This window comes from Deltaproteobacteria bacterium (genome assembly GCA_018668695.1).
Classification (GTDB): Bacteria; Myxococcota; XYA12-FULL-58-9; order XYA12-FULL-58-9; family JABJBS01; genus JABJBS01.
Genome location: JABJBS010000376.1, coordinates 1 through 22,035 on the forward strand (window position 1 = coordinate 1; position 22,035 = coordinate 22,035).

At 48.9% G+C, this 22,035-nt stretch carries 23 protein-coding genes; 10 read left to right on the forward strand and 13 right to left on the reverse strand.

All coding sequences use genetic code 11. From position 1 onward, the window contains the following. Nucleotides 1–384: 384 nt before the first annotated feature. Complete coding sequence (locus tag HOK28_21720) at nucleotides 385–1,320, forward strand: alpha/beta hydrolase (GenBank protein MBT6435726.1); 936 nt, start codon at nucleotides 385–387, stop codon at nucleotides 1,318–1,320. A gap of 226 nt (nucleotides 1,321–1,546) precedes the next feature. On the opposite strand, the gene HOK28_21725 is transcribed toward HOK28_21720, so the two are convergent. The 5 genes from HOK28_21725 to HOK28_21745 all read right to left on the reverse strand — a co-directional run bounded on the left by HOK28_21725 (nucleotide 1,547) and on the right by HOK28_21745 (nucleotide 4,529). After that, nucleotides 1,547–2,158 carry a hypothetical protein gene (locus tag HOK28_21725; protein ID MBT6435727.1) on the reverse strand — a complete coding sequence of 204 codons (612 nt, stop codon included), beginning with the start codon at nucleotides 2,156–2,158 and terminating at the stop codon, nucleotides 1,547–1,549. A gap of 8 nt (nucleotides 2,159–2,166) precedes the next feature. Further along, entirely contained in the window at nucleotides 2,167–2,391 is a 225-nt protein-coding gene (locus HOK28_21730) for a hypothetical protein (GenBank protein ID MBT6435728.1), read from the reverse strand. Between the two features lie 11 nt (nucleotides 2,392–2,402). Continuing rightward, nucleotides 2,403–2,846: a hypothetical protein gene (locus HOK28_21735; GenBank protein MBT6435729.1), complete on the reverse strand. Its 444-nt coding sequence runs from the start codon at nucleotides 2,844–2,846 to the stop codon at nucleotides 2,403–2,405. Nucleotides 2,847–2,850: 4 nt separating this feature from the next. Beyond that, the gene (locus HOK28_21740; protein MBT6435730.1) at nucleotides 2,851–3,141 is read right to left on the reverse strand and encodes a hypothetical protein; all 291 of its coding nucleotides are present in this window, start codon (nucleotides 3,139–3,141) and stop codon (nucleotides 2,851–2,853) included. Nucleotides 3,142–3,494: 353 nt separating this feature from the next. Further along, entirely contained in the window at nucleotides 3,495–4,529 is a 1,035-nt protein-coding gene (locus tag HOK28_21745; GenBank protein MBT6435731.1) for a hypothetical protein, read from the reverse strand. 290 nt (nucleotides 4,530–4,819) lie between these two features. Between HOK28_21745 and HOK28_21750 the strand changes: the two genes are divergently transcribed. Further along, nucleotides 4,820–6,160, forward strand: a complete 1,341-nt coding sequence (locus tag HOK28_21750) for a C1 family peptidase (protein MBT6435732.1) — start codon at nucleotides 4,820–4,822, stop codon at nucleotides 6,158–6,160. 205 nt (nucleotides 6,161–6,365) lie between these two features. On the opposite strand, the gene HOK28_21755 is transcribed toward HOK28_21750, so the two are convergent. The 6 genes from HOK28_21755 to HOK28_21780 form a co-directional block, all read right to left on the reverse strand. Further along, a complete protein-coding gene (locus HOK28_21755) occupies nucleotides 6,366–7,220 on the reverse strand; it encodes a hypothetical protein (GenBank protein MBT6435733.1) in 855 nt (284 codons plus the stop codon). Between the two features lie 288 nt (nucleotides 7,221–7,508). Continuing rightward, nucleotides 7,509–8,033, reverse strand: coding sequence for a hypothetical protein (locus HOK28_21760; protein ID MBT6435734.1), 525 nt, complete (start codon nucleotides 8,031–8,033; stop codon nucleotides 7,509–7,511). A 27-nt stretch (nucleotides 8,034–8,060) separates the two neighbouring features. Further along, complete coding sequence (locus HOK28_21765; GenBank protein ID MBT6435735.1) at nucleotides 8,061–8,498, reverse strand: hypothetical protein; 438 nt, start codon at nucleotides 8,496–8,498, stop codon at nucleotides 8,061–8,063. A gap of 239 nt (nucleotides 8,499–8,737) precedes the next feature. Next, nucleotides 8,738–10,084, reverse strand: a complete 1,347-nt coding sequence (hflX, locus tag HOK28_21770; GenBank protein ID MBT6435736.1) for a GTPase HflX — start codon at nucleotides 10,082–10,084, stop codon at nucleotides 8,738–8,740. Between the two features lie 246 nt (nucleotides 10,085–10,330). Beyond that, nucleotides 10,331–11,005, reverse strand: coding sequence for a spermidine synthase (locus tag HOK28_21775; GenBank protein ID MBT6435737.1), 675 nt, complete (start codon nucleotides 11,003–11,005; stop codon nucleotides 10,331–10,333). A 205-nt stretch (nucleotides 11,006–11,210) separates the two neighbouring features. Then, nucleotides 11,211–11,693 (reverse strand): hypothetical protein, encoded by a 483-nt coding sequence (locus HOK28_21780; GenBank protein ID MBT6435738.1) that lies wholly within the window; start codon nucleotides 11,691–11,693, stop codon nucleotides 11,211–11,213. A 282-nt stretch (nucleotides 11,694–11,975) separates the two neighbouring features. On the opposite strand from HOK28_21780, the gene HOK28_21785 reads away from it, so the two are divergent. Next, nucleotides 11,976–12,845: an SGNH/GDSL hydrolase family protein gene (locus HOK28_21785; GenBank protein MBT6435739.1), complete on the forward strand. Its 870-nt coding sequence runs from the start codon at nucleotides 11,976–11,978 to the stop codon at nucleotides 12,843–12,845. A gap of 85 nt (nucleotides 12,846–12,930) precedes the next feature. On the opposite strand, the gene HOK28_21790 is transcribed toward HOK28_21785, so the two are convergent. Beyond that, nucleotides 12,931–13,080 (reverse strand): hypothetical protein, encoded by a 150-nt coding sequence (locus tag HOK28_21790; protein MBT6435740.1) that lies wholly within the window; start codon nucleotides 13,078–13,080, stop codon nucleotides 12,931–12,933. Between the two features lie 351 nt (nucleotides 13,081–13,431). On the opposite strand from HOK28_21790, the gene HOK28_21795 reads away from it, so the two are divergent. The 7 genes from HOK28_21795 to HOK28_21825 all read left to right on the forward strand — a co-directional run bounded on the left by HOK28_21795 (nucleotide 13,432) and on the right by HOK28_21825 (nucleotide 20,036). Beyond that, nucleotides 13,432–14,145 (forward strand): hypothetical protein, encoded by a 714-nt coding sequence (locus tag HOK28_21795; GenBank protein ID MBT6435741.1) that lies wholly within the window; start codon nucleotides 13,432–13,434, stop codon nucleotides 14,143–14,145. A gap of 577 nt (nucleotides 14,146–14,722) precedes the next feature. Then, nucleotides 14,723–15,319: a Crp/Fnr family transcriptional regulator gene (locus tag HOK28_21800; protein MBT6435742.1), complete on the forward strand. Its 597-nt coding sequence runs from the start codon at nucleotides 14,723–14,725 to the stop codon at nucleotides 15,317–15,319. Nucleotides 15,320–15,409: 90 nt separating this feature from the next. Then, nucleotides 15,410–16,237: an NAD(P)H-binding protein gene (locus HOK28_21805; protein ID MBT6435743.1), complete on the forward strand. Its 828-nt coding sequence runs from the start codon at nucleotides 15,410–15,412 to the stop codon at nucleotides 16,235–16,237. A gap of 264 nt (nucleotides 16,238–16,501) precedes the next feature. After that, nucleotides 16,502–17,245: an RluA family pseudouridine synthase gene (locus HOK28_21810; protein ID MBT6435744.1), complete on the forward strand. Its 744-nt coding sequence runs from the start codon at nucleotides 16,502–16,504 to the stop codon at nucleotides 17,243–17,245. Nucleotides 17,246–17,295: 50 nt separating this feature from the next. Beyond that, nucleotides 17,296–19,086 (forward strand): DUF1679 domain-containing protein, encoded by a 1,791-nt coding sequence (locus tag HOK28_21815; protein MBT6435745.1) that lies wholly within the window; start codon nucleotides 17,296–17,298, stop codon nucleotides 19,084–19,086. Between the two features lie 100 nt (nucleotides 19,087–19,186). Then, entirely contained in the window at nucleotides 19,187–19,330 is a 144-nt protein-coding gene (locus tag HOK28_21820) for a hypothetical protein (protein ID MBT6435746.1), read from the forward strand. Nucleotides 19,331–19,406: 76 nt separating this feature from the next. Further along, a complete protein-coding gene (locus tag HOK28_21825) occupies nucleotides 19,407–20,036 on the forward strand; it encodes a heme-binding protein (GenBank protein ID MBT6435747.1) in 630 nt (209 codons plus the stop codon). Between the two features lie 42 nt (nucleotides 20,037–20,078). Here the strand turns inward: HOK28_21825 and HOK28_21830 are convergent, their stop codons facing one another. Continuing rightward, the gene (locus HOK28_21830; protein ID MBT6435748.1) at nucleotides 20,079–21,971 is read right to left on the reverse strand and encodes a M61 family metallopeptidase; all 1,893 of its coding nucleotides are present in this window, start codon (nucleotides 21,969–21,971) and stop codon (nucleotides 20,079–20,081) included. Nucleotides 21,972–22,035 lie beyond the last annotated feature (64 nt).

Consider the following 22,035-nt stretch of genomic DNA (forward strand, 5'->3'; position numbering starts at 1 on the left):
CAAGCACATTGGGGGTCATAAGTGGGGGCATCTGGGTTCTGGGGAGTGAGTGAAGAATAATGATTACCGATGGTTAAGAGGCCAGTGAGATTCCCGCCGCCTCCACCAATGGGTTGGTTCGCCTTTTTTCATTACGCCAATAACCGCAAGTACCGTCGCTTCGATGAAGACGGGAAACGAACCGTTCCGCTTTGCTAGTTGCTGCAGAAGCCGAGCACGCCTGTCGGCGTGTTCGTTTCAACACCAACACGCTCGCACCCGCCGCCTCCACCATTCGACAAGCTCTTGGTCGCAAACCGTAAGTGTAGACCAAGAGAACCTTTAAACCGCCAAATCTCATTCGGCCACTTGGCAAACCGAGTAACCCTACCTATTTTGGCCTGCATGCAGTTCAAACCTTTCAAGCAAGGTCGTTTCAAAGATTTGCCCGTCAAGCCAAGGCGCCACCATCTCTTCTTTGAGACGGAAGCCATCGATCTTCAACTACAATCAAAGTGCTTTGGACCGATGAAGGTACACGTCCGCAAATACGGGAAAGGCCCAGCTCTTTTGCTGATTCATGGTTTCATGACCACCAGCTACTCTTGGAGATATGCTTTTGAAGAGCTTGGAAAACATTACACATGCTATGCTATCGACCTACCTGGAGCTGGCCGCACTGAGCCCGCCTTGCTTGGTTCTTACGCCCCCTCAGACCTTGCCGCCTGGCTAGCAGAAGTCATTCGCGAGCTTGATATTTTCGGCTGCCCTATCATCGGCAATTCTATGGGGGGTTATCTCGCCATGCACCTGGCATTGCAGGAGCCGCAAGCCATGAGCTGTCTGCTCAATTTACATTCTCCAGGCATTCCGGAGTTGCGCTTGCAACTTCTCGACTCCGCACTCAGTATTCCCGGCTCTAGACGTTTCTTGAAATGGGTCGTTCAGCGCGACCCCATGAAATTTGTTCACAAAAATGTACACTATTATGACGAAAGCCTTAAATCCCTCGAAGAAGCAGAAGAATATTCACGCACTCTAAAGACGCAAGATGGCGCCCTCGCCTTAGTCAAATATTTTGACGAAACCATGAATATTTCCCACATGAGAAATTTTGGCAGGACCCTGCGAGACTTGAAACATTTTCCGGTCCCCCTCCTATTGCTTTATGCTAAAAATGACCCGATGGTTTCACCGAAATTCGGCAAGGAATTTAAGAAGCTCATTCCAAACGCTGAACTCAAATATATCGACAAAGGGTCTCACTTTGCTCATGTAGATGGTGTGGAAGAGTTTATGGGTTCTGCTCTGCCATTTCTAGATCGTGTAAAATGTCGTTAGAGCGCGATTACCTAGAATAGAGATTAGCTGTTGTCACTGACCACTTGATAAAGAGATGGTTCTTCCTCAATATTATTAAACCTAGAGCTTAATCCCCATAACCACCCAATACCTGTATACCCTCAAACGGCAAAAGGTGGCGGGAAAATGTCTTGGGGGCCAAACAATTGCAGTAACGTTCCGAGGCTGCAGCACTTATTCGAGGTTTACCTAAGTCATAACGAGGTTAACTCTTTTTCGTAAGAAAAAGCTTCATCAGCAAGCCAAACACCAATCCACCCAACAATGCAGCCGCGCCAGTAAATCCCACCTTGTCTAAGGTCAGGTCTTTTTCTAGACTGTCTCGCACCAACTCAACAAAAAATATCAACACACCAAAGGTAATGCCCATTTTGAGCCATGAAGTTTGAGTGGCTCCCGGTAGGTTATCCATATCAATTTGTGCCAGGCGTTGTTTTTCTCTTTCCAGCAATTTCTTCTCGGCCCCACCCTTAAACCAAATCCAAAGTGGAAATGTTAAAGCAAGCAAAACAAGGCTTGTTAAATTCCATAGACAAGGTATCCGGCCATTGCACCCTGGGCACACATACCCAAACCAGTGACCTTTGGAACGGCTTCCTCCCCAAACACGGGCATCGGTCAAGACGTTGCATTCTGGGCATGGAACATACTGCCGTTCCATCAAAGGCGCATCGCTTGTTTTATCAACCAACATGACCTTGGGAAGTCGCTGCCCGAGAATCAATTCATTAAAGGCAAGCCCTGGGTTCATTACCCAATGCAATACCATTGGATGCGGCAGCTGCCAGACTTTGTATTTGTCTTTGTCAAAATTCATTTTTGTTCTTAGCTTTCTCTTGCAAGCTTCAAGCGCTCACGCCGCTTTTGGTAAGTTCCAATTCCAAAAGGAATGGCAAATACAAACACAACCAACATTTCGCCAACTAAGTCAGCGCTGTACCGAGGTTCACCCGTTACAAAACCCTGCAATAGGTTTACAACTGTGTAAGCGCCAATCCAGGTAAACCATGCAGATAAGAAGTCCCGGGTTTTCACAAGATATTCAGGCATCACAAACTCTCCTAAGCTGTCTTTGTGTGGCGATTCTTCGCAAAATTAATTGTGGTTAAAACCAAAGCCAGAATGGCAGCCAAGCCAACACCATAGTGGTATTCAGTCATATACTCAGGAGTTTCGCGGTACACATCCCGCACAGCATCCAGTAATAAAAAAATTCCAAAAAAGAACGCCGACTCTAACACAATAGCTTGAAGGCTTGTTTGGTTTTTTGCTTCATCCTCAGTGAACTGCCCTGGACCCGCCCTCTTTGCTTTCACAATAAGGTGACAAGAGCCATAGCCTAGAATCACTGAACCACAAAAAGACCACGCTAAATCAAAGTAATTGTATTTTGTGAGCATTGACTCTGCCAAAAACACATTGACCAACACGCCAGTCAACACACCTAAAACAAGGAAGAAGCAGAACTGATGCAAAAACTTATCAAAACGAAACCATTTCTCCATTGCTTCAACCCTCGACTTTCATGAACTTTTCATACCGCCGATTAAAATCGGCCCAAGTATACAATCCAAAGCAAAGCCCGGTAATCGGCCCGACAACCAAAGCGACCATGATGGTTTGAAGCTGCAAACTTTCACCTTGTAGGTAATCTGCACTTACTGCTGAAATAGGAAGGACCAACCCAAACATTAAAACCCCACAGGTTAAAACATAACGCCATTTACCGAGAGCGATAATACCCTCAAGGCGTTCCTTACTGGGGCTCTTCATTTTCAGTTTTGATAAGAGATTTAACATTTTTAACTCCATGACTCATCTACAAGGTTTAACAATCAGGCAGCATTATCGTTTTTCTTGGAATCTTTTGCGTTGGGCCAAAAGAAAAATCCAAATACAACACAAATTATAAAAACTTATTCAGTTTCTTTCGTGTTATTCTTGGTGCCCTCTTTCTTGTTGATCCAAACAAACATACCGAAAAACGCGCATGTCATAATGATATGGTTTCGAAGGGTATAATCATCTAACAAAAAGCTGATACCTGCTGACAAAGCTGAAGTAAGTAGTGTGGGAATTAGAATCTTGGTTGTAACTGTTCTTGAGAGCATTGTGATTTCCATTCGGGTTCTATAGTGGGAAGGGTTTAACCCTTATGCATCATCGTTAGATGAATGACCTGTGACTGATGGATGAACACTGCCGATATCATTGTCACCCGCAGAATCAATACCACCTGAAGGTCCTACGATTTGGCCTGGCTGGGTTAAGCCGGTTACTGGCATTTCACGCGACTCTGCTCCAATCACATTCAAGCCATCATCTTCTTCAGATTCACTGCCTGGATTAATGTATGGAGCCAGCTTGTCAGCTTGTAGTTGATTGAAATCAATAAGAGGCCGCTCTGATGGTTGCTGGGTGATATCCTCACCTCGTCCAGGATTCGTTAAACCATTCATCTTAACTTTTGCCTGACGCTCAACGTCTTCGAGTTCCTGCTCGGTTGGTGTTGCATTTCCAGTATCCGGCTTGGGTGTGCTGGTTGTTTCTTCACCATCATCAGGCTCACAGCTATTGGCTGCTTCTGCTTCTTCTGCTTCTTCTGCTTCTTCTGCTTCTTCTGTAACAACTTGCTCTAAACATTCTATGGATTGCATTAGTAAGCCCAGCATTCCACCCACTCCAATAGCAAGTCCTATGTTTGCAGGGGCATCACTTACCAACGCAGCACCAGCACCCATCTCTAACGCACCTAATGCGCCTGCTTTTGCAAATGCTTCCCCACTGCACTCATCACCGTTGGTCATGAGCTTTGAATCCGCACCTTGAAACAACGAACCCGGGTCTTTCGAATCACTTTGGCTTGGTTCGTTTGGGCTGGTTGGCAGCTTGTGCTTACCGCTCACATCAAAGTTGGCATTTGAACCCGGTGCTGGCAGGTCCAAACCATTGCCCACCGCCGCGCCCTGGAAAGCTGATTGAAGGTCGCTGGGAGTCATGGCGGTTTGGCCAAGCATCTTGAAGATTTTAGAATTTGAATCGTTCTTGGTGAATCCATCTTGCACCGCGTAACCACCACTATTGCGCTGGCTGGTCGTAGATGTTTGGGCCGGCTGGGCAAAGCGCTGAGCGGCAAAGGCTTGGCTAGAAGTGGTTGGGCTTTGAAATGCTGCGCTAAGTGATGACATGGTCATGGTTCCTTGTAGTTGGTGTTCGCCCTATACAAAGCAATGGCCGTGCCACAACACGAAAACCAATGATTTCAAGTACTTAGGAAGGACAGGCTCCGTCCAGGCTGAAACGTGTGTCAGATTGGACAGGCGTGTGGTGCAACTTGCATCAGCTTCGCCCCGGGAGAAGATCCCCCACCGCGCGTTTTCTCAGGCAGCGGGCTTACTCGGTATCGACCGGCCGCGGCCTGCCTGTTAGCTTGCCGCCGGGCTCCTTAAATTCTTCTAACCTGGCAATGGAGTAAACTATGACCAGAGATGTCTCAAGTAAGCAGATTGAAACCTATCGGGCCTATTTCGCCGATGACCCAAGAGCACGTGTGGCTCAGAACGCTGTCTGTGGGCAAGATATAAAAAGTCTCACCCTAAGCCGTGACCAAGTGCAGCAAATGGATGATTCGTTCAGTACGCGGCTGGATGAGTGGTCGGTAACGCACCAAAAGCGCAGTGGCCGATGCTGGCTCTTTGCGGCGCTCAACCTGTTTCGGGTAGGCGCAATGAAGAAATTGAATGTGAAGGATTTTGAGTTCAGCCAAGCCCACATTCATTTTTGGGATAAGCTCGAGCGTTCGAATCATTTTCTCGAAGTCATGATGGAGCGTGCGGAGCTGCCGGTTGACGACAGAACCACCCACTTCATGCTGGGTGATCCCATTGGCGACGGAGGCCAGTGGAATATGGCCATGAACCTGATCCGTAAGCATGGATTGGTTCCCAAGTCCGCGTATCCCGAGTCCCATAGCAGCAGCCAAACGCAGTTTATGAATTCGACGCTTAAAGAGATTCTCCGCACCGCGACCTACGAAATCCGTTCAAAGGTTGAGGCAGGCGCATCTGAAGAAGAGGTTCGTGCACATAAAGAGTCGCGCATGTCCGACATCTGGAGAGTCTTGTGTATCCATCTCGGCACACCACCGGAGCAATTCGATTGGCAGTGGCATGACAAGGATAAGAACTTTCATCGAACAGGTACGATGACGCCGCAAGATTTTCTCGCCGAGTACGTAACAGTGGATTGGGAAAATTACGTCTGTCTCGTTGATGATCCGCGCAATGAGTATTACCGCACGTACACCGTTGATTGCCTACAAAACGTAGCCGGCGGTCCACCCGTGGTGTACCTCAATGTTCCGGTTGGAGAGATGAAGTCTGTTACCCAGCGCCTTTTGGAAAATGGAACGCCAGTTTGGATGGGTTGTGACGTAGGACACCAAATGGACCGTGAGCGCGGGCTTTGGGATGCCAAGCTCTTCGAAACTCAGGATTTGTATGGTGTTCAGTACCAGATGGATAAAGCAGCTCGGCTGCATCACCGCCAGACCATGATGACCCACGCTATGCTTTTCACGGGCGTCGATGTGCTTGAAGGTCAGCCGAGACGTTGGCGGGTTGAGAATTCCTGGGGCGATGAAAATGGCGTCAAAGGCTACTTCACCATGAACGATAGCTGGTTTGACGAATACATGTTTGAGGTTGCAGCTCCGGTTGAAGCCCTTACTGGACCCATGCGCGAAGCGTTGAAGACCGAGCCAATCGTTCTTCCTGCGTGGGACCCCATGGGATCTCTAGCGCGCTCCGAAGCGCTTTAATTTCAGTCTATCAATCATTAAGCAGTATGGTTTGTGTCATGGTTTTTGTTTTGCAAAAGCCATGGCATGACTTACTGACATCCAAATAGGCCACTACTTAGGATTCGAGAGGTTTAACTGACGAATAAGGTTCCTGACTTCTCAATCAAAGTGACAATCTATTCCTGCTTAATTAATATTTAATCAATCTCATAATCGCCAATGTCTACCAACCTAAATTAAATACAGGTGCACCAAATACACCATTGGCATGAAAATTTAATAAACCAATCTGGATTCCCTTTAAGCTGTCAGCATAATTAATAAGTCCAATTTGCACACCATTAATATCTTCCGAAATATTAACGACACCAATCTGTATGCCATTAGCTAAGACCGACTCATTCCAGAGGCCTATCTGAGCGCCATTGCCCATTCCTTTTCGACTCGTTTTCTTCTGCCCGTAGATAGGCACCAACGTTCCACCAACATTGAGAAGGTCTTTCACTGGAACCTTCACTTGGATCTGATTATGAAGTCCTATTTGTAAACCAGAAAAATTTCGAAAAGACCTATTAAGCCCGGCGCTAATTTGAATGCCATTAAAATAATCAGCATCATTCATACTTGACGATATTTGAATCCCAGAAAAGTCATTTGAATGATTTGTCACCGCAGCGACTTGAACCCCAAAACCATCCGCAGCAACATTCATTCCGGATACTTGAATTCCCCAAAAATCTCCTGCGTAATTAAACCCACCTGCTTGGACCCCAATAAAATCATTATTCGCAATCTGAACCAAACCAGCTTGCACACCAATTCCCGACAAGGTCCGGCTCACCATGCCAGCTTGGACCCCATACAGTTCATCTTCGTGTCCATAAAATACGTTAGCACTTACACCAACGACCCTGCGCGGTTTAAAAGGCACCAACTCAAAAGGAGAAAACCAAGCGATATTAATTGGGGTTATAATAAAATCATCTGATTTCGACTGAGCGAATACACTATTTTGAAAACTCAAGAGTGTAAAGAAAGTGAAAAAGACAACAATCAATTTTTTCAAAAGAAAATTCATAATAAATGATAGTCCTCAATCGCCCAGTTTACACAACGGCCCTATATAAATAAGGACCCCATTTACAAGACACCATTTTTAAATCAGCGGTCCCACTACAATCCGGAGGGTTGCTCTGAACAATTCGGCTACCGGATTTACCAAGGAAAGACGAATGACACTCATTCAGCTCTTGTTGCTTTATGCCTTAACAGCAAATTTGACCACAACTTGCCAGCATCGCCAAACAAATAATAACAAACAAAAATCGAGCCCGGTTGCCCCAGCCTACATCATCTAAAACATCTTTTACTTAGACAAAAACGAGCCAGGCACTTCACAAACATCTGCTGATTTAGAGGCAGCTTGCCCGTATTGAACAGCAATAATCATATTCACTAGAGCAGACCCAAAAAGACCTATCGCGATACCGTAATTATCTGAATTATCGATTAACACACCAACACCACCAGCAACTCCACCCGCCGCCGCTAATCCGGACAAAACAGTTGTCGTTAGGTTTGCACCTCCCTGCTCGCAGGCCCAATCAACCATTGCTACCTTAAATGGGTCTATGTTGCGCGGGGAACTTTGAATGTATGCTTTGGCACTCTTTTTTTCCTTAGGAGCCTCATATCGAAGTTTGCGATATTTTGGCATTGGCTTTTTGAGACACCTCTCATAAGCCTCCAGCGCCCTCCCCTCCAAAACTGTGGACTCAGCTAATTTATACACCCTACGAACCTTCGTCATACAGCTGAAGCTATCCGCAAGGACAGGTTGCGCAGTTAGAAAAACTCCTAGAACTAAAAAAACATTAAGAATAACTTTCATAAACGATATCCTTCAAATAAAAATAGACTAACGACTAAACTCGACTTCAGAAGTTTCGACGCAGATCAAGTTGGTGCCAGAAGCATCGTATAGCTGTAAAGTCGTTGTGCCCTTGATTGAATCGGCCTGCTCATCTTGCACAACCACACTCATTGTATACTTCGTAACCATTGTTTCGCCCTGCACCTCAAGGCTGCAAGAAAAGCTACCCGACCAGCGGCAGTCATTATTCGAATACTCAGATGTCTGTTCCGTGCAATTTTCTAAATACTGGTATTCACGAAACCTGGTAACTACAGTTAGCTCATCGCCAGCAGAACTCCCACATGAACTATTAACAACTGTTGTAGTAAGCGTGTATTGCCCGGTAGTTAACGTCCGGTCACAGTTTTCTGGCAAAGGTTCGCCACAGCCCTGAATAAACATTGCGGCGGTTAATATAAAAAGAGCGGTTAGAATTCTCATTATTTCCTCCAAGCAAGCCAAAGCATTGGCAGCATGGAGGCTCGTTATCAAAATACGGAGTGAATAAACAGCAGGATGTTTACAGCTCAACTTCCCTTCACCAGGCTTAGAAACGACCATCTGACATCTAGAAAAGGTGCGTCCCACAATTTGAAAGTGAGGTCCAACCGGCTCGGACAAGCCGCTTAGGAGTGCAGCGGGAGCGAGAAACTATTGGATACCAATGCTGCTTCGACTTTTCATTCGCCACTAAGCATGCGCCGCAGTCGTGTCGCCTCGGTCGACGTGGCCTTGAGCTGGTAGTGCACGCCATCGTCCTCGAACGTCTCACTCATAACGCGCGCGCGCTTATGCACCTCACCAATCATCGAGGTCTGAGTGTACGGGACCATCAACGACACATCATCCAAGAGCTGTTCAAACTTACCAGCGATGACGCGGTGGAGTTCCTCGACGTCTTTGGGCCGCTTGGCCGAGACGAGCAACGCATCTGGATAGCGCGCCACCAGTTCGCTGCAACGCTCAGCATCGCAACAATCGACCTTGTTCAGCACCAGTAGACTGTTCCCATCCTGGACGCCGATCTCGTCCAAGACCTCTAGGGTCAACTGGAGCTGCGCTTCGAAGGCCGGGTCACTGGCGTCAACCACATGCAGCAAGAGGCTTGCCTCCTTGGCCTCTGCCAACGTCGAGCGAAATGAGGCAACCAGATCGTGAGGCAACCGCTGAATAAAACCGACAGTGTCCGAAATCAGGATCTGCGGCGTAACGGCCGGGAACAAGGCGCGCACCGTCGTGTCGAGCGTCGCGAAGAGTTTGTCTTCCACCAAAACTGATGAAGTGGTGAGTGCCCGCATCCACGACGACTTTCCTGCGTTTGTGTAACCAACCAAGGCCACGCGCAGTGTGTCTTGACGCCGCGCAGCACGTACGTTTGCTTCGCTCTCGATGGCCTTCAGTTCCTTCCCCAACTCGGCGATGCGATCACGAATCTTGCGGCGGTCGAGTTCTAGACTCGATTCGCCCGAGCCCTTACCGGCCTGACGCTCGCTGGGGCCACCGGCGGCGCGCATACGTGGAGCTAGATATTTGAGGCGGGCTATCTCCACCTGGAGGCGAGCCTCGCGGGTCGAAGCGTGGCGATGGAAAATATCGAGGATCATGCCGGTGCGGTCCGTAACCTCGACACCTACGGCGGTGGTCAGATCACGGATCTGGGTGGGCGTCAGTTCCGCATCCACAATCACCAAATTGGCGAGTTCCTCGGGTTCACCGTGCTCGTCGAGATAGTCCCCCATCATCTCATCGGCTTCGGCATCGACCTTGTTGCGTTGGGCTTGCGGACCACGTGCGACGATTCCGCTACCGCCAGTTAGCCGCGCGAGTTCCATGCGTTTGCCCTGACCCAATACCCCGGCATCGATGCGGTCGCGCTTCTGGCGGATTTGCTTGATCACCCGCACCCCTAGGGTTTTGGCCAGACGGCTCAGTTCGGTGAGGGAGCTGGTGACTTGGTCGTCGGTAATACCTGCGGTTTGTATGCCGACGAGCACGGCGCGTAGCGGTTGTGTAGATTCGGACATCATGAGGCTGGCTTAACACCCAGGGACCGTTAAGGCTATAGGCCAAGGGCTCACCGCTCACTTATCCGCAAGACCGCTCGCTCTCAGTCGCCGGTGGCTGGTACCTGGTCCGAATTTGAAAAACAAAAAAAAGACTAAGCGGGCATGTGTAGAGATGACAATCGATAGTGTCTAAGTTGAAATGATTGGAGAAGGTATTAGGTGTGCAAGCATACATACACTTAAGCATAATCTCATTTTAGCCCCGCCCTACCCCGGCCGCACACCAATCCATATCACGTGGCGGCTGCCTTTTTTGCCGCGGGCGCGAACCTTGATGGCCTCTACGCCGAAGCCTGCCTGTTGGACACGTCGGGTAAAAGCATCATCGGGACTGGCCGACCACACACCTAGCACGCCGCCGGGGCGAAGCGCAGCGAAAGCAGCACCGAGACCCTTTTTGCCATAGAGCCAGTTGTTGCTGGCGCGAGTGAGTCCGTCAGGACCATTATCCACATCAAGTAAGATGGCATCCCAGCCGCCACCCGGCTCACGTATCAGCTCAGACACATCGCCTTGATGCACCGAAGTGCGTGCATCTTCGAGGGGACGATTGGCCGCATCGGCAAGCGGACCCTGGTTCCATTCAATCACCACCGGTACCAGCTCGGCCACCACCGCAACCCCCTCAGGAGGCAGTCGTCGCAGCACCGCGGCAAGGGTAAAGCCCATACCAAGCCCACCGATGAGCGCGCGCATGCCGGGCCGACCATCCAAGCGATCAAAGGCCAGATCGGCGAGGGCGTCTTCGGAGCCATGCATCCGGGTACTCATAAGATCCTGCCCATCGACGCGAATTAAGAGCTCGTCGCCTCGTCGATGCAGCACCATCGTACCGCCGTCGCCGGGGACCGCGCCGCTTCCGAGATTTTCCCAGGGTATCATGATGTTTTCCTTTGGAACCAGATTAAACCATAAACCAAAACCAGATTATGCAGCAATGAATATAGAGGTGGTCTTTTCTCCCCATTACCACCCCACCTAATACCTGTATACCCTCAAACGGCAACAAGGTGTGGGGAAAATGTCTTGGGGCTAAAGTCAATTTTCAGTTTTCGGGTACTTATACAAATTCTGGCTGCATAGCATTTCAACCACTGCCCTCATCAAAAATGAGCTCTCGGGGTGCTCCGCAAAAACCACATGCCATCACATAGGCCGATGCATAGGGACCGCCGCAGCTCACACAGTGGCTTGGCAACCGCCTTTCAGCTCTCGCCTGGTTATTGTTTTTCACAGCCTCGTGCAGCTCTTTCATATCAAGACTCTTTTGGTATTCCGTTGACGTAATCGCCACGGCTTTACACTCTTCGCATTGACGTTGATGATAAGTATGGTTGGGCAGCTTTAAGGCGATATCTTTCATAGCCACATTGCATCGAGGACAATAGAACGTGGTCGGTGCTTCATGGCCAGGCGGTTGTTTTCCCCTAAAATGCTGAAGCAATACCGCTGATGCAGAAGCAGGCAGTGAGTAAGTCTCTGGCCCCTCGAAATATATCAAACTGCAAGGCTTACAAATCTCAACTTTATGCTCGTAGCCGTAACCCGCCCGCACTGAAATAACCTTCATCGGCTTCACACAGCGAGGGCATGGCACCACCGCTCTAGAGGAATCGTCCATTAGCTCAGGGTATCAAGTATTAGAGATCTAAGAAAAGCCAAAATTCATCTCTTCCAAACCTTGTAAACAATCCGCGATGAAAACTTCTTGCCTATACGCCGACCTAAGTGCCGCGCCATTAAACTCTTCTTTTCGTAAGTTTGCCCAATCTGAAGACTGGCGTGTCTGACTTCATGAGGCCTGCTGATTCCCAGCAGTGCCAGTGGAGACCAACTTGCGAGAGGATCTGGTATGCGATGGAGTTTGTTGATTTTTCTAAGTTTTACGTTGGCCGCCTGCGGTTCCAGTACGGAACTAAGTACCGAGATTGAAGATACGACCGAGTCTGGTTCTGTAGAGACCGAGCAAGAGGCGTCGGAGACGAGCGGCGGCATCAGCAATGACGAGCATACTGACGACGTGAGCGAGACCGAAGAACCGGACGACATAAGCGATGTCGATGAGGCTGAGGACAATACCGACGACTCAGCGGGCACGACCGAGGACAACACCAACACGTCAACCGATTTGAACGGTCCTATTTTGGTACTCGGTGACTCCGTCATGGCATGGAATGTAGAAGAAGGCACGTCTATTGGACACGTGATTCAGGAACAAACAGGACAAGCAGTTACCATTCGTGCTGTCTCGGGCGCACATTTTTATTCGGACGAAGATGAGGACATTCGAAGCCAGTATGTAGAGGGAGACTGGAGCTGGGTCGTTTTCACAGGAGGTGGTAACGACCTCAATGACCGCTGTGAGTGCGGCGACTGCAACGGCGTCCTCAATGAACTCTTAAGCTCGAATGGAGCCGATGGAGCGGTGGCTGAAGCGGCGGATGCCATTCGAGAGACCGGTGCGAAAGTGATGTTTCTTACTTACTACGACCTTCCCTCCACGGCGCAGTTTGGTTTCGCCAATTGTGGAGATGAGTCGGAAGCCTTGGCTGAACGTGCTGCTGCCATGGCTCAAGCAAGGCAAGGCGTGTATTGGGTGGACATGGGCCAAGTGGTGACCCCAAACGACCTCAGCGCATTCGATGAAGACCACGTCCATCCCTCAGAGAGAGGTTCGGCTCTGATTGGCGAGCTGGTCGCAGATGTGATCTTGGCTCAGTAAGATGCTTAGCTCAGCGCTGGGCCTAATGCCTGTCTAACCCCAAAGGGCAGCAAGGTGTGGACACACGCAGATGAGAGCTAAAAGCCTACTCTTCGAGAGACTCAGAAGGCTTGGAGGTTACAAGTACCTTAGAGCGAGCACGAACCCGGCTTAGGACCATATAGCCGTAAAGACCAATCATTCCCCACATCATGATACCAAATTCTGTTATTTCTACGCTGCTACAACTGCTCATAAGGGCTCTCCTTCAAGTGATAACTGAGTAAAGAATAGCTCTTCACCAAGACTGAACAAAGTCTTAACTCGTTTCCGAGTGCGCTAATCCAAACGAATATTGATTGGCGCAATGTACCTAATATTCGCCCCATTGATTTTAGCATAGACCTCGTCAATTGTTGCCAACACTCATTGTTGCTTAATCAATTCTTTAATATTTCCAGGATCTTCAGCCGAAACATAAACTTTCTATTTTGCACTTTGAATATAAAGCCCGAGATATCGTCAAAGAAAAACTGAATAGAGTTTCTTTTAGGAATATACCTCGGAACTTTACATCTCCTCGAAGCACCAAAATAGGGATTCCCAAATGCCTGAGTCCATCAAAAAATACCTAATCATAATAAGCGCTGTATTCGGCCTTGGCGGATCTATTGCCACGAGCGAGCTTCAGATGCCCTCACCAATCCCCACATTGAGCAGCTCGACTCTGGACTACCATCTCTATCCTGGCCAAAAAATGACTGTCACTCTAACCCATCGAATTGATGACAGGTCCGAGAATACCGTTTGTGACCCGTCGCAGAGCGGTGCTGTTCAGGGATTTTTAGCCACTGCCTTTCTCTACTCTCCTACCAACGATTCGCAACAGGAAGAGACAAACACCACAGAACCTGCCCAACAGATTTCCCCAGATAATACGCTACCAGGTGACTCATCAGAAGAAGCAACCGAAACCTCAAATCTTAAATGGACATCATTTCATCACCCAACTGAACAAAGCAGTGGCATGGTTGGCAGCAGCAGCGAAATCGAAGATGACTGTGCTCAACGTGAATGGGTAGATTATGGATGCCCAATTTGGGCTAAAGCACATTGGAACTCTCTACTCGAGATGAGTCTCTATCGAAATTGTATTTATACACATCGCTATATTGTCGAGAATATCAGCGAAGAGATTCAAATAGGTGAACTTCATCTTCATTCTATGCTTGACGTATACAATTACGACAACGAGGGAAAACATTTATTCCCGGTGGGCCAATACTTTATGAATGCTGAAATCGGCAATTATTTCTATTAAGTCATGCCAAACACCAAGAGTCTAAACCTCAGTTATATCCCAGGCAGCTCCCTGTTGAAGCCGTGTGTCTTAGCAGCCATGATATTGTTGGTACTCAATGACCATGTTTTGAAATCAGCTATCGGGAATGCGGTTACCGGAAAGCTCTCCGACTTCGCTGGGCTTTTGTTTTTCCCGGTCTTATTGCATGGCATTTTGCAAATTCTATTTACCTCGTTTTTTGACCGCCCACGCCGCTCAAATGTCTTATTAATCATTTGTGTCTTGGCTACCGGAATCGTTTTTACGGGCATTCAAGTTTCAGTACCCTGGGCTGAAGGTTACCAGTATTCACTTGGGTTTATTAGATGGGTCTTAGGCCTGGGTTTTCTACATGACTCGCCCATTCTCATTGTACGTCATTGGCCTGATTTCTCGGACCTTATCGCCCTCCCGGTACTCTTAATCTCTTTGCGCGTTGGCTGGAGGCCCTGTCTATCAATGCATTCGTGAGTATCTATAGTTGAGTTGTAAGCAGACAAAAGGTAATTGTGATACGGTGAATATTCACCCCTGACCAATTCAAAGTGTGTTTGCTATGACCAATATTGAGACAAAGAGAAGCGAAGAAATATTCCTCCAGTTTCTAACCAGTCACCTCACGCTCTCTGCTAAGGAGCAGCAGAGCCTCTTGGCGCTTCCCATTTTCAAAACTTTCCCGAAAGGCACTACACTCTTTAAAGAAGGTGATTTCACAAAAGAGTATTACCTCGTTATCAAAGGCGGTATTCGTACCTATCTGCTTGTTGATGGTGACGATATTACCACCGAGTTTTACACAGAGACCGACTCACTTATTCCAGCAAGCACGGCCTCAAAAAGACCTTCAAACTCTTACGCCACATGTTTTGAAGATTCTATGGTCGTGGTCTCCACCGAGGATGTTGAAAAGAAGGTCGTTAACGACATCCCGGCATTTGCATCGCTCTGCCGAAAGTTTTCCGAAAATATATTGGCCGAAAAACAGCAGGCGCATGACGACTACAGAACCTTAACGCCAGAGCAGCGTTATCTTCAGCTTATCGAAGAGAGACCTGGGTTGATTCAGCGAATCCCTCAATATCATCTAGCAAGTTATTTAGGTGTACGGCCGGAGTCCTTAAGTCGTATTCGAAAACGCTTAACCCAGAAGTAATTTTTTGACTTTCTTAACCGAAGTCAATGCAGCCACTCTACCCTTCGTCGTAACGTGCATAAAAATAAACGCCGTGGAAGGGCCCTTATTATGACCGAAAATCAACCGCCATTACATTTTATGGTTATCGCTGCCGCCTCCCGAGGCGCACGCTTCTTTATCAAAAAAGCGCTGCGACAAGGCCATGACGTGACTGCTCTTTGCCGCGCCGACGATGACCAGGCCGCTCTTGAGCGAATGAACAAACTCCTGCAGGCAACCACGCTGGCCCAAGGCGGCGTGAAAGCCTCTCAAAAACCCGGCGTGCTGCGTACAAGTACGAAGAATATTTTAGAAGCGGAGACGTACACCTCATTACTCAGCGATGACGCTTCCATCAATCGCGTTTGCTGCTTTGTTGGTGTCACCACCTTACGGCAAATGATGAACCGTAACTGGCAACTCTACACAAAAACAGTCCGCGCCCTGGTTGAGGGAATGCGAAATAGTCGATGGGTGGAATTCTTCTATCATGGCTCATCCGGAAGTGAGGGCATTCCTGGCCAAAATGTGGCGCTTCTTCCAGATAACTTTAAACCACGATGGGTTATGAATCTTGGTTTGAAGATACCCGCAGCTCAAGACTGTTTCGAAAGTGAAAAGCTTCTTGCAAAGTCCAGCCCTGCAGGCATGCAATTTGTGGTTTTTCGCCCAGCCTGGCTCACCACAGCACCGGCACAAAGGTCCTATGGGTACTGTTTTGATACAACGGGAATTGATAAAGAGGAACTGCCATTACGGGAGGCCAAAACCACAATCAGCCGAGAGGATGTGGCCGAAGAAATCCTACGGGTTGCTACCCTTTCTGATGAAGAACGCGTTCGTTACCATGGCCACGGCATTTATCTCGTGGACATGAAATCTTCGTATCGCAATTAGGGTAGAACACATAGATAAGACAATCATGATGAGCATGGATTTCAATCTAGCCAGAATTGCTATATATCGGTACAATATTCCACCTATCAGCTTATTAATCAGGCGCCTGAGTTAGAAAGAATCGTTACAACCTAAATGCCTCATTTCCTCTCTCCAAAATCTCCGACCACACTTCTTATTTTCCTAAAAGAAGAGCTATCCGACTGGCGGCCACGAACCGTGAAAGAGCGGCTTCAAAGAGGATGTATCACCGTTAACGGAGAAATGGTTACCCATCATGGGTTTGCACTGCACCCGGATGATTCGATTGAGATTCACTCGTCTTCCCAACGCACGGCGGCTCCCAAGGGAGGCATCCAGGTTTTGTTCCAAGATGAGTCATTGGTTGGGATCTTGAAGCCAGAGGGTCTACTCTCGGTAGGCACCCAGGATGTTAAGCTCAAGCATGCCTTGGCCATGGTTCGTGAGTCGCTGGGTCCGAATCAAAAGCTTTGGCCGGTTCATCGCTTAGACCGAGAGACATCAGGTGTGCTGCTCTTTGCCCGGTCTCGTGAAGTTTGCGATGCGGTGAAGAAGAGCTGGCAAGAAGTTACGAAAACATATTCCGTGGTAGTAGAGGGACATCCTGCGCCTCCCGAGGGCGTCATCAACCAGCCTCTTTACGACGGCAAGAATCTAATGGTTAAAGTGGGGAGTCATTCCGAAGCTAAAGAGGCCATCACCCGATATAAAACTTTGGAAACGGGTCCGCGGCGGACTCTCTTGGAAGTTCACTTGGATACTGGTCGCCGACATCAAATCCGGGCGCATATGTCATGGTTAGGTCACACGGTGGTCGGAGATACCCGTTACGGAAAAAAGGATTCCAGAATGGCCCTTCACGCACGCAGGTTATGTTTTCAGCACCCCATCACGGGCAAAGAAATCGTCCTGGAAGCAAAAACGCCCGCAGTGTTCATGAAGCAACTCGCAAGTGTTCAATCAAGCCGCACTCGTTCACCCAAGTGAGTGAGAACTTCCCGCTTGCCTCAACGGCTTTCCTTGAATACCAAGGAGAAATGCAAGCATCGGTACACGACAGAATTATTAGGCTCACCCAAGCACGTGCCATCACAGACATCGAGCTCATCCAGCCGCTCTGGAACAACTATGGCACATTATCTCGCGTGTATTTGCAAGCCGGTAACTATCCTTCGGTTATTGTAAAGCACATCCAGATCCCTGAAGAGGCTGGCCATCCCAAAGGCTTTACCGGCGATATATCCAAAGAGCGCAAAATTCGGTCGTATCAAGTAGAAACCCATTGGTATCTACACCAAAACAATAATCTAACCGGCCATGCCGCAACGCCCAAGTGCCTTGATGCCTTTGATGATGGCCACGAGCTTTTTATCCTCCTTGAGGACCTTGGTACGCGCGGATTTGTGGACGCTCTTTACAGTACATCCTGGGACGAAATCACGGTGGTCCTGCATTGGCTGGCCGACTTTCATGCCCGGCTCATGGGTACATCAGCGGAAGGTCTCTGGCCTACGGGTACGTACTGGCATCTTGCAACCCGCCCCGAGGAACTTTCCAATATTGCCGGAAGCCGATTGCATCGATTTGCGTCTTTAATAGACGCCAGGCTTCGATGCAGCCTCTTTCAGACTCTTGTGCACGGTGATGCCAAGCTCGCCAACTTTCTATTCAGCGCAGACCACACACAAGTTGCCGGCGTCGACTTTCAATATGTGGGCCGGGGCTGCGCAATGAAGGATGTAGCTTATTTTATTGGCAGCTGCTTAAGCGGCTCCGACTGTGAACGCCAAGAATCAAAAGTTTTAGATATCTATTTTACGAGGCTAAGAAGCCGCCTCCCCGCCCATCTGGATGCAGAGGCATTAGAGGCTGAATGGCGCGCGCTCTATCCCCTAGCATGGGCTGATTTCGAGCGTTTTATGACTGGATGGAGCCCTCAACATCGCAAACTTACCCCCTACAGCGACGCGACCACGGAGCGAGCCCTGGACCATGTGGCAGAGGAACTTTTAAGCGCCGCTCGAAGCGCGTGCCTGGCCGCAGGTAAGTTCATCCAAGAAAACAAAGACCAGCCCCTTGAGGTGGCATCGAAAGGTTTTGCCAGCCGCGCCGCCGATGTGGTCACGCAAATCGACATAAAAGCCCAAGCCATGATTCTAGATATCTTAAAGCCCACTTTCGAACGCTACGACCTTGGCCTTTTGGCAGAAGAAGGTGAACAAGACGACAGTCGGCTGCAAAAGCATGCATTTTGGACAATCGATCCATTAGACGGCACCCAGTATTTTATAGACGGCCAAGACGGGTACGCCACCTCCATCGCCTTGGTGGCTCGAGACGGGAAAACTATCCTAGGCGTGGTGTATGACCCGGCCAATGACGACCTTTACGAGGCTATCGCTGGACGAGGCGTCAAGCTTAATGCAAAGCCATTGCAACCCACGATTCCAAAAGAAAAGGCTGCCACTACCACTTGGTTTGCAGACCTCAGCTTGCGCAACCACCCAAGCTTTGAAAACTTTAATGCTCATTTTGACATTAGGTTTGCCGGCGGCGCTGTCATGAACACCCTGCAACTCCTCAAGCATTGGAAGAGCTGCTATTGCCGAACCCCTAAAAAAGAGTTGGGAGGCTGCGCCATTTGGGATCTGGCTGCCGTATCTTTAATGGTGGAAGAACAACTGGGCAACGCCCTCTTCTTTGATGGAGAACCACTCAACCTCAACCGGACTGAGAGCGTATTTTTCAACGACAGCGGATTGGCTTTTTCGAGCCAAGGTGTTGATATTCATGCGCTTCTAAATCAAGTAAAATCCCTTATCGTTTAGAGTGCCTACCACAGCAAGAACCCTTGCTTCATCGCGCGACAACGGGCTATCCATAGGTAACAGCAGCAGGCGTTTCTGCGGGTGTAACAAAGGGCAGCTTGTGGGAGATGAGCTCAACAATTCAGCGGAAGAAACTGGCGCAGCTCAAGGAGCTGGTACCACGGCATACCTTCAAGCAGCTCAAAAAAAGAAGCTAACGCAAGAGAAACTAATCGAAATGGTTCTCAAAGCATCCATTCAATAAGCACCGTCGTGATTGATTGGTGATAACCAACCGGCACAGGTGGTGAAGTATGAAGACTCTAACCCGAGGGAGAAAGATGTTGCTTTGGTTCATTGGAATCGCCGTTACATTGGTGGTCCTATGGGCCGGCTACACGCAATTCTACGAAGGTGGACTTGGACAACCAGAGTACAGCGTACTCAGCACAGGTGATGACATCGAATTTCGACGTTACGAGCCATTTATCATTGCGTCGACGCAACTTAGCCAGTCCGGCAATTCAGGCTTAAGCAGCGGATTTCGCGTATTGGCAGGCTATATTTTTGGAGGCAACAATCCTGGTGAAAAGTTGGCTATGACCGCGCCGGTGCTCCAACAAAATTCACCTGGAGAGTCCATCCCAATGACAGCGCCCGTTTTGCGATCTGCTGAAGGCATGCGGATGGCATTTGTGATGCCTGCGGGTCGCAGCTTAGAGGACTTACCTAGTCCGCAGAACGCTAAAGTATCCTTAACCCCTGTCGATTGGGGTGAAGCGGTCGCCATTCGTTTTGCGGGTCGAGGTAAGCAAGAGCGATTTAACGAAGCAGAAGCAAAGCTTAGAGCCGCCCTGAAGCAATCTGGGCGTACGGCATCGGGCCCAGCTCTTTACGCCCAGTACAACTCACCAAGCGCCTTCCCCCCCTTGCGGCGTAACGAGGTCATCATTCCGATTGCGCCTAAGTAAGCTTTCAGACTTGACGCGTTAGGCAAGCCAAAACAAAACGACTTAGTTCTTCCCCACAACCCTTGTTGAAAGCCACCGGGCTCGGCGCTGCTTATTGCGGGCTGAAGCTTGAGGTGAAACTTCAAGTTCCCAAAGACGCTTAGGGACAGCCTTGAGCATAAGCTTTAAATTCAGAAGACGGCCGCGGCGACTCAGGGCAACATCTACCGACGTCCCTTCGCCAAAACTTGATAAGAGTTCCTCAACCTCACCTGTGGTTCTCGTGCGATAACCGTCAATTGCCACAACTTCGTCTCCAGGTGCAATCCCGGCTCCATGAGCGGGCGCACCTTCTTCAGCGTATTTTACAAAGACACCTTTGCTCTCTTGCAAGGTCCACCCGGCCCAACCACTCTTGGGATAACCCTCGTCGGGCTTCTCGGCTTCTTGGGCCTTCCATCTCAAACCCATACGGCTCAATGCGGGTTCATGCTCCAACGGGGCAGTACCATCTACAAACTTGGCAAAAAATGTATCCAGTGATTTCCCTGCTAACTCAGTTGCCAGTGCTCGAAACTCTTGGGTTGTAAAACCGTCCTTACAGTACCTTTCGTAGGCTTCTTTCATAAACGTATCCAGTGTGACGCGTTCGTTGGTCATTTGCCGTAGCGTCATGTCCAAGAGAAATCCAACCGCAGCACCCTTGCTGTAATAGCTCGTCATGGTGTTGGGGCTGTTGTCATCTTTTCGATAAAACTTAATCCACGCATCGTGAGAGGAGTCGGAAAGCGACTGAACCGTAGAGCCTACGCTATTCTCAACATAGGCTAATTGTTTGGAGAGTTTCTCGAAATACTCTTTATCGGTCAGTAAACCCGCGCGGCGCAGTATTAAGTCGTCGTAGTAAGATGTAATGCCCTCTGCAATCCAAAGCGAACGACTATAATTCTCATTTTGATAATCAAATGGGCCCAGCGCTTTAGGGCGCAGCCTTTTTACATTCCAGGTATGATAGAATTCGTGGCTTACAAGTCCAAGCCAGCTTAGATAGGCCTCTCGGCTTCTCGGCGAACGAGGCCTAGAAATCATAAGCGTCGAATCAAGGTGCTCGAGCCCTCCGCGGCCTTTATCCACCACATTTAAATAGGCGTAAGACTCGTAAGGAACGATACCCCAGTGCGCTATGATTTCTTGGGTAAGCCGTTCCACATCAGGGCCAACTTTTTTATCGAGGTCCCAAAAACGCAAATCACCAACCATGCTTACGCGGTGGGGAACTTTGGATATTTCGAAATGATACGATTTGATATCACCAACAATAAATGGCGAATCGATGAGTTCATCCAACGAGGTTGATTCAAAAGAATTCTCAGCAAGTTTTTTCAGACCCGTATCGACGCCCCACCCCTTTGGCAACCGCACATTGATTTTAGACGGGCGCGGGTTTTCGCGCGTCACATAAAGAAATGTGGATGCGCCGTTAATGATTCCATAGTCATGGGTAAGAAAGTTCGTACGAACCGAAAGTTCATTGGCGTAAAGCCGGTAAACCACCTGGATCTGGCTGGAGGGCTTTGCTTCCACCTGCCAGGTGTTTTTGTCGAGTTTTGTTACACCGAGCTTTTTGCCATCGGTTGTAGACGCCGTGAGGCGGCTGATGTTTCGAGCATACTCCCGGATAAGATAGGACCCTGGCGTCCATGTAGCCATTTTGAGATGACATGGATTCGGACACTCCAGACTCATGGTCACATCAATATAGCGCTGGGCAAATTGGGTGAAGTCGATGTCATAAACATCGTATTCACTTGAAGGCGGGGCAATATTCGTTGCAATCTCTAAGGGCTCAAGCGCCAGTGGCTCTCGGCTCGGCGCCACATAATCGTCCGATTGGCACGACGCCAAAAAGAAAGAGAGCACAAGGCAACAGAATACGAGCTTACTGACTAATTTCATTTATCTAGACTCCCCAACCCATTGAAGGTGGAAGCCCCCACCTATCTCAAGCTCGATAGTCAAA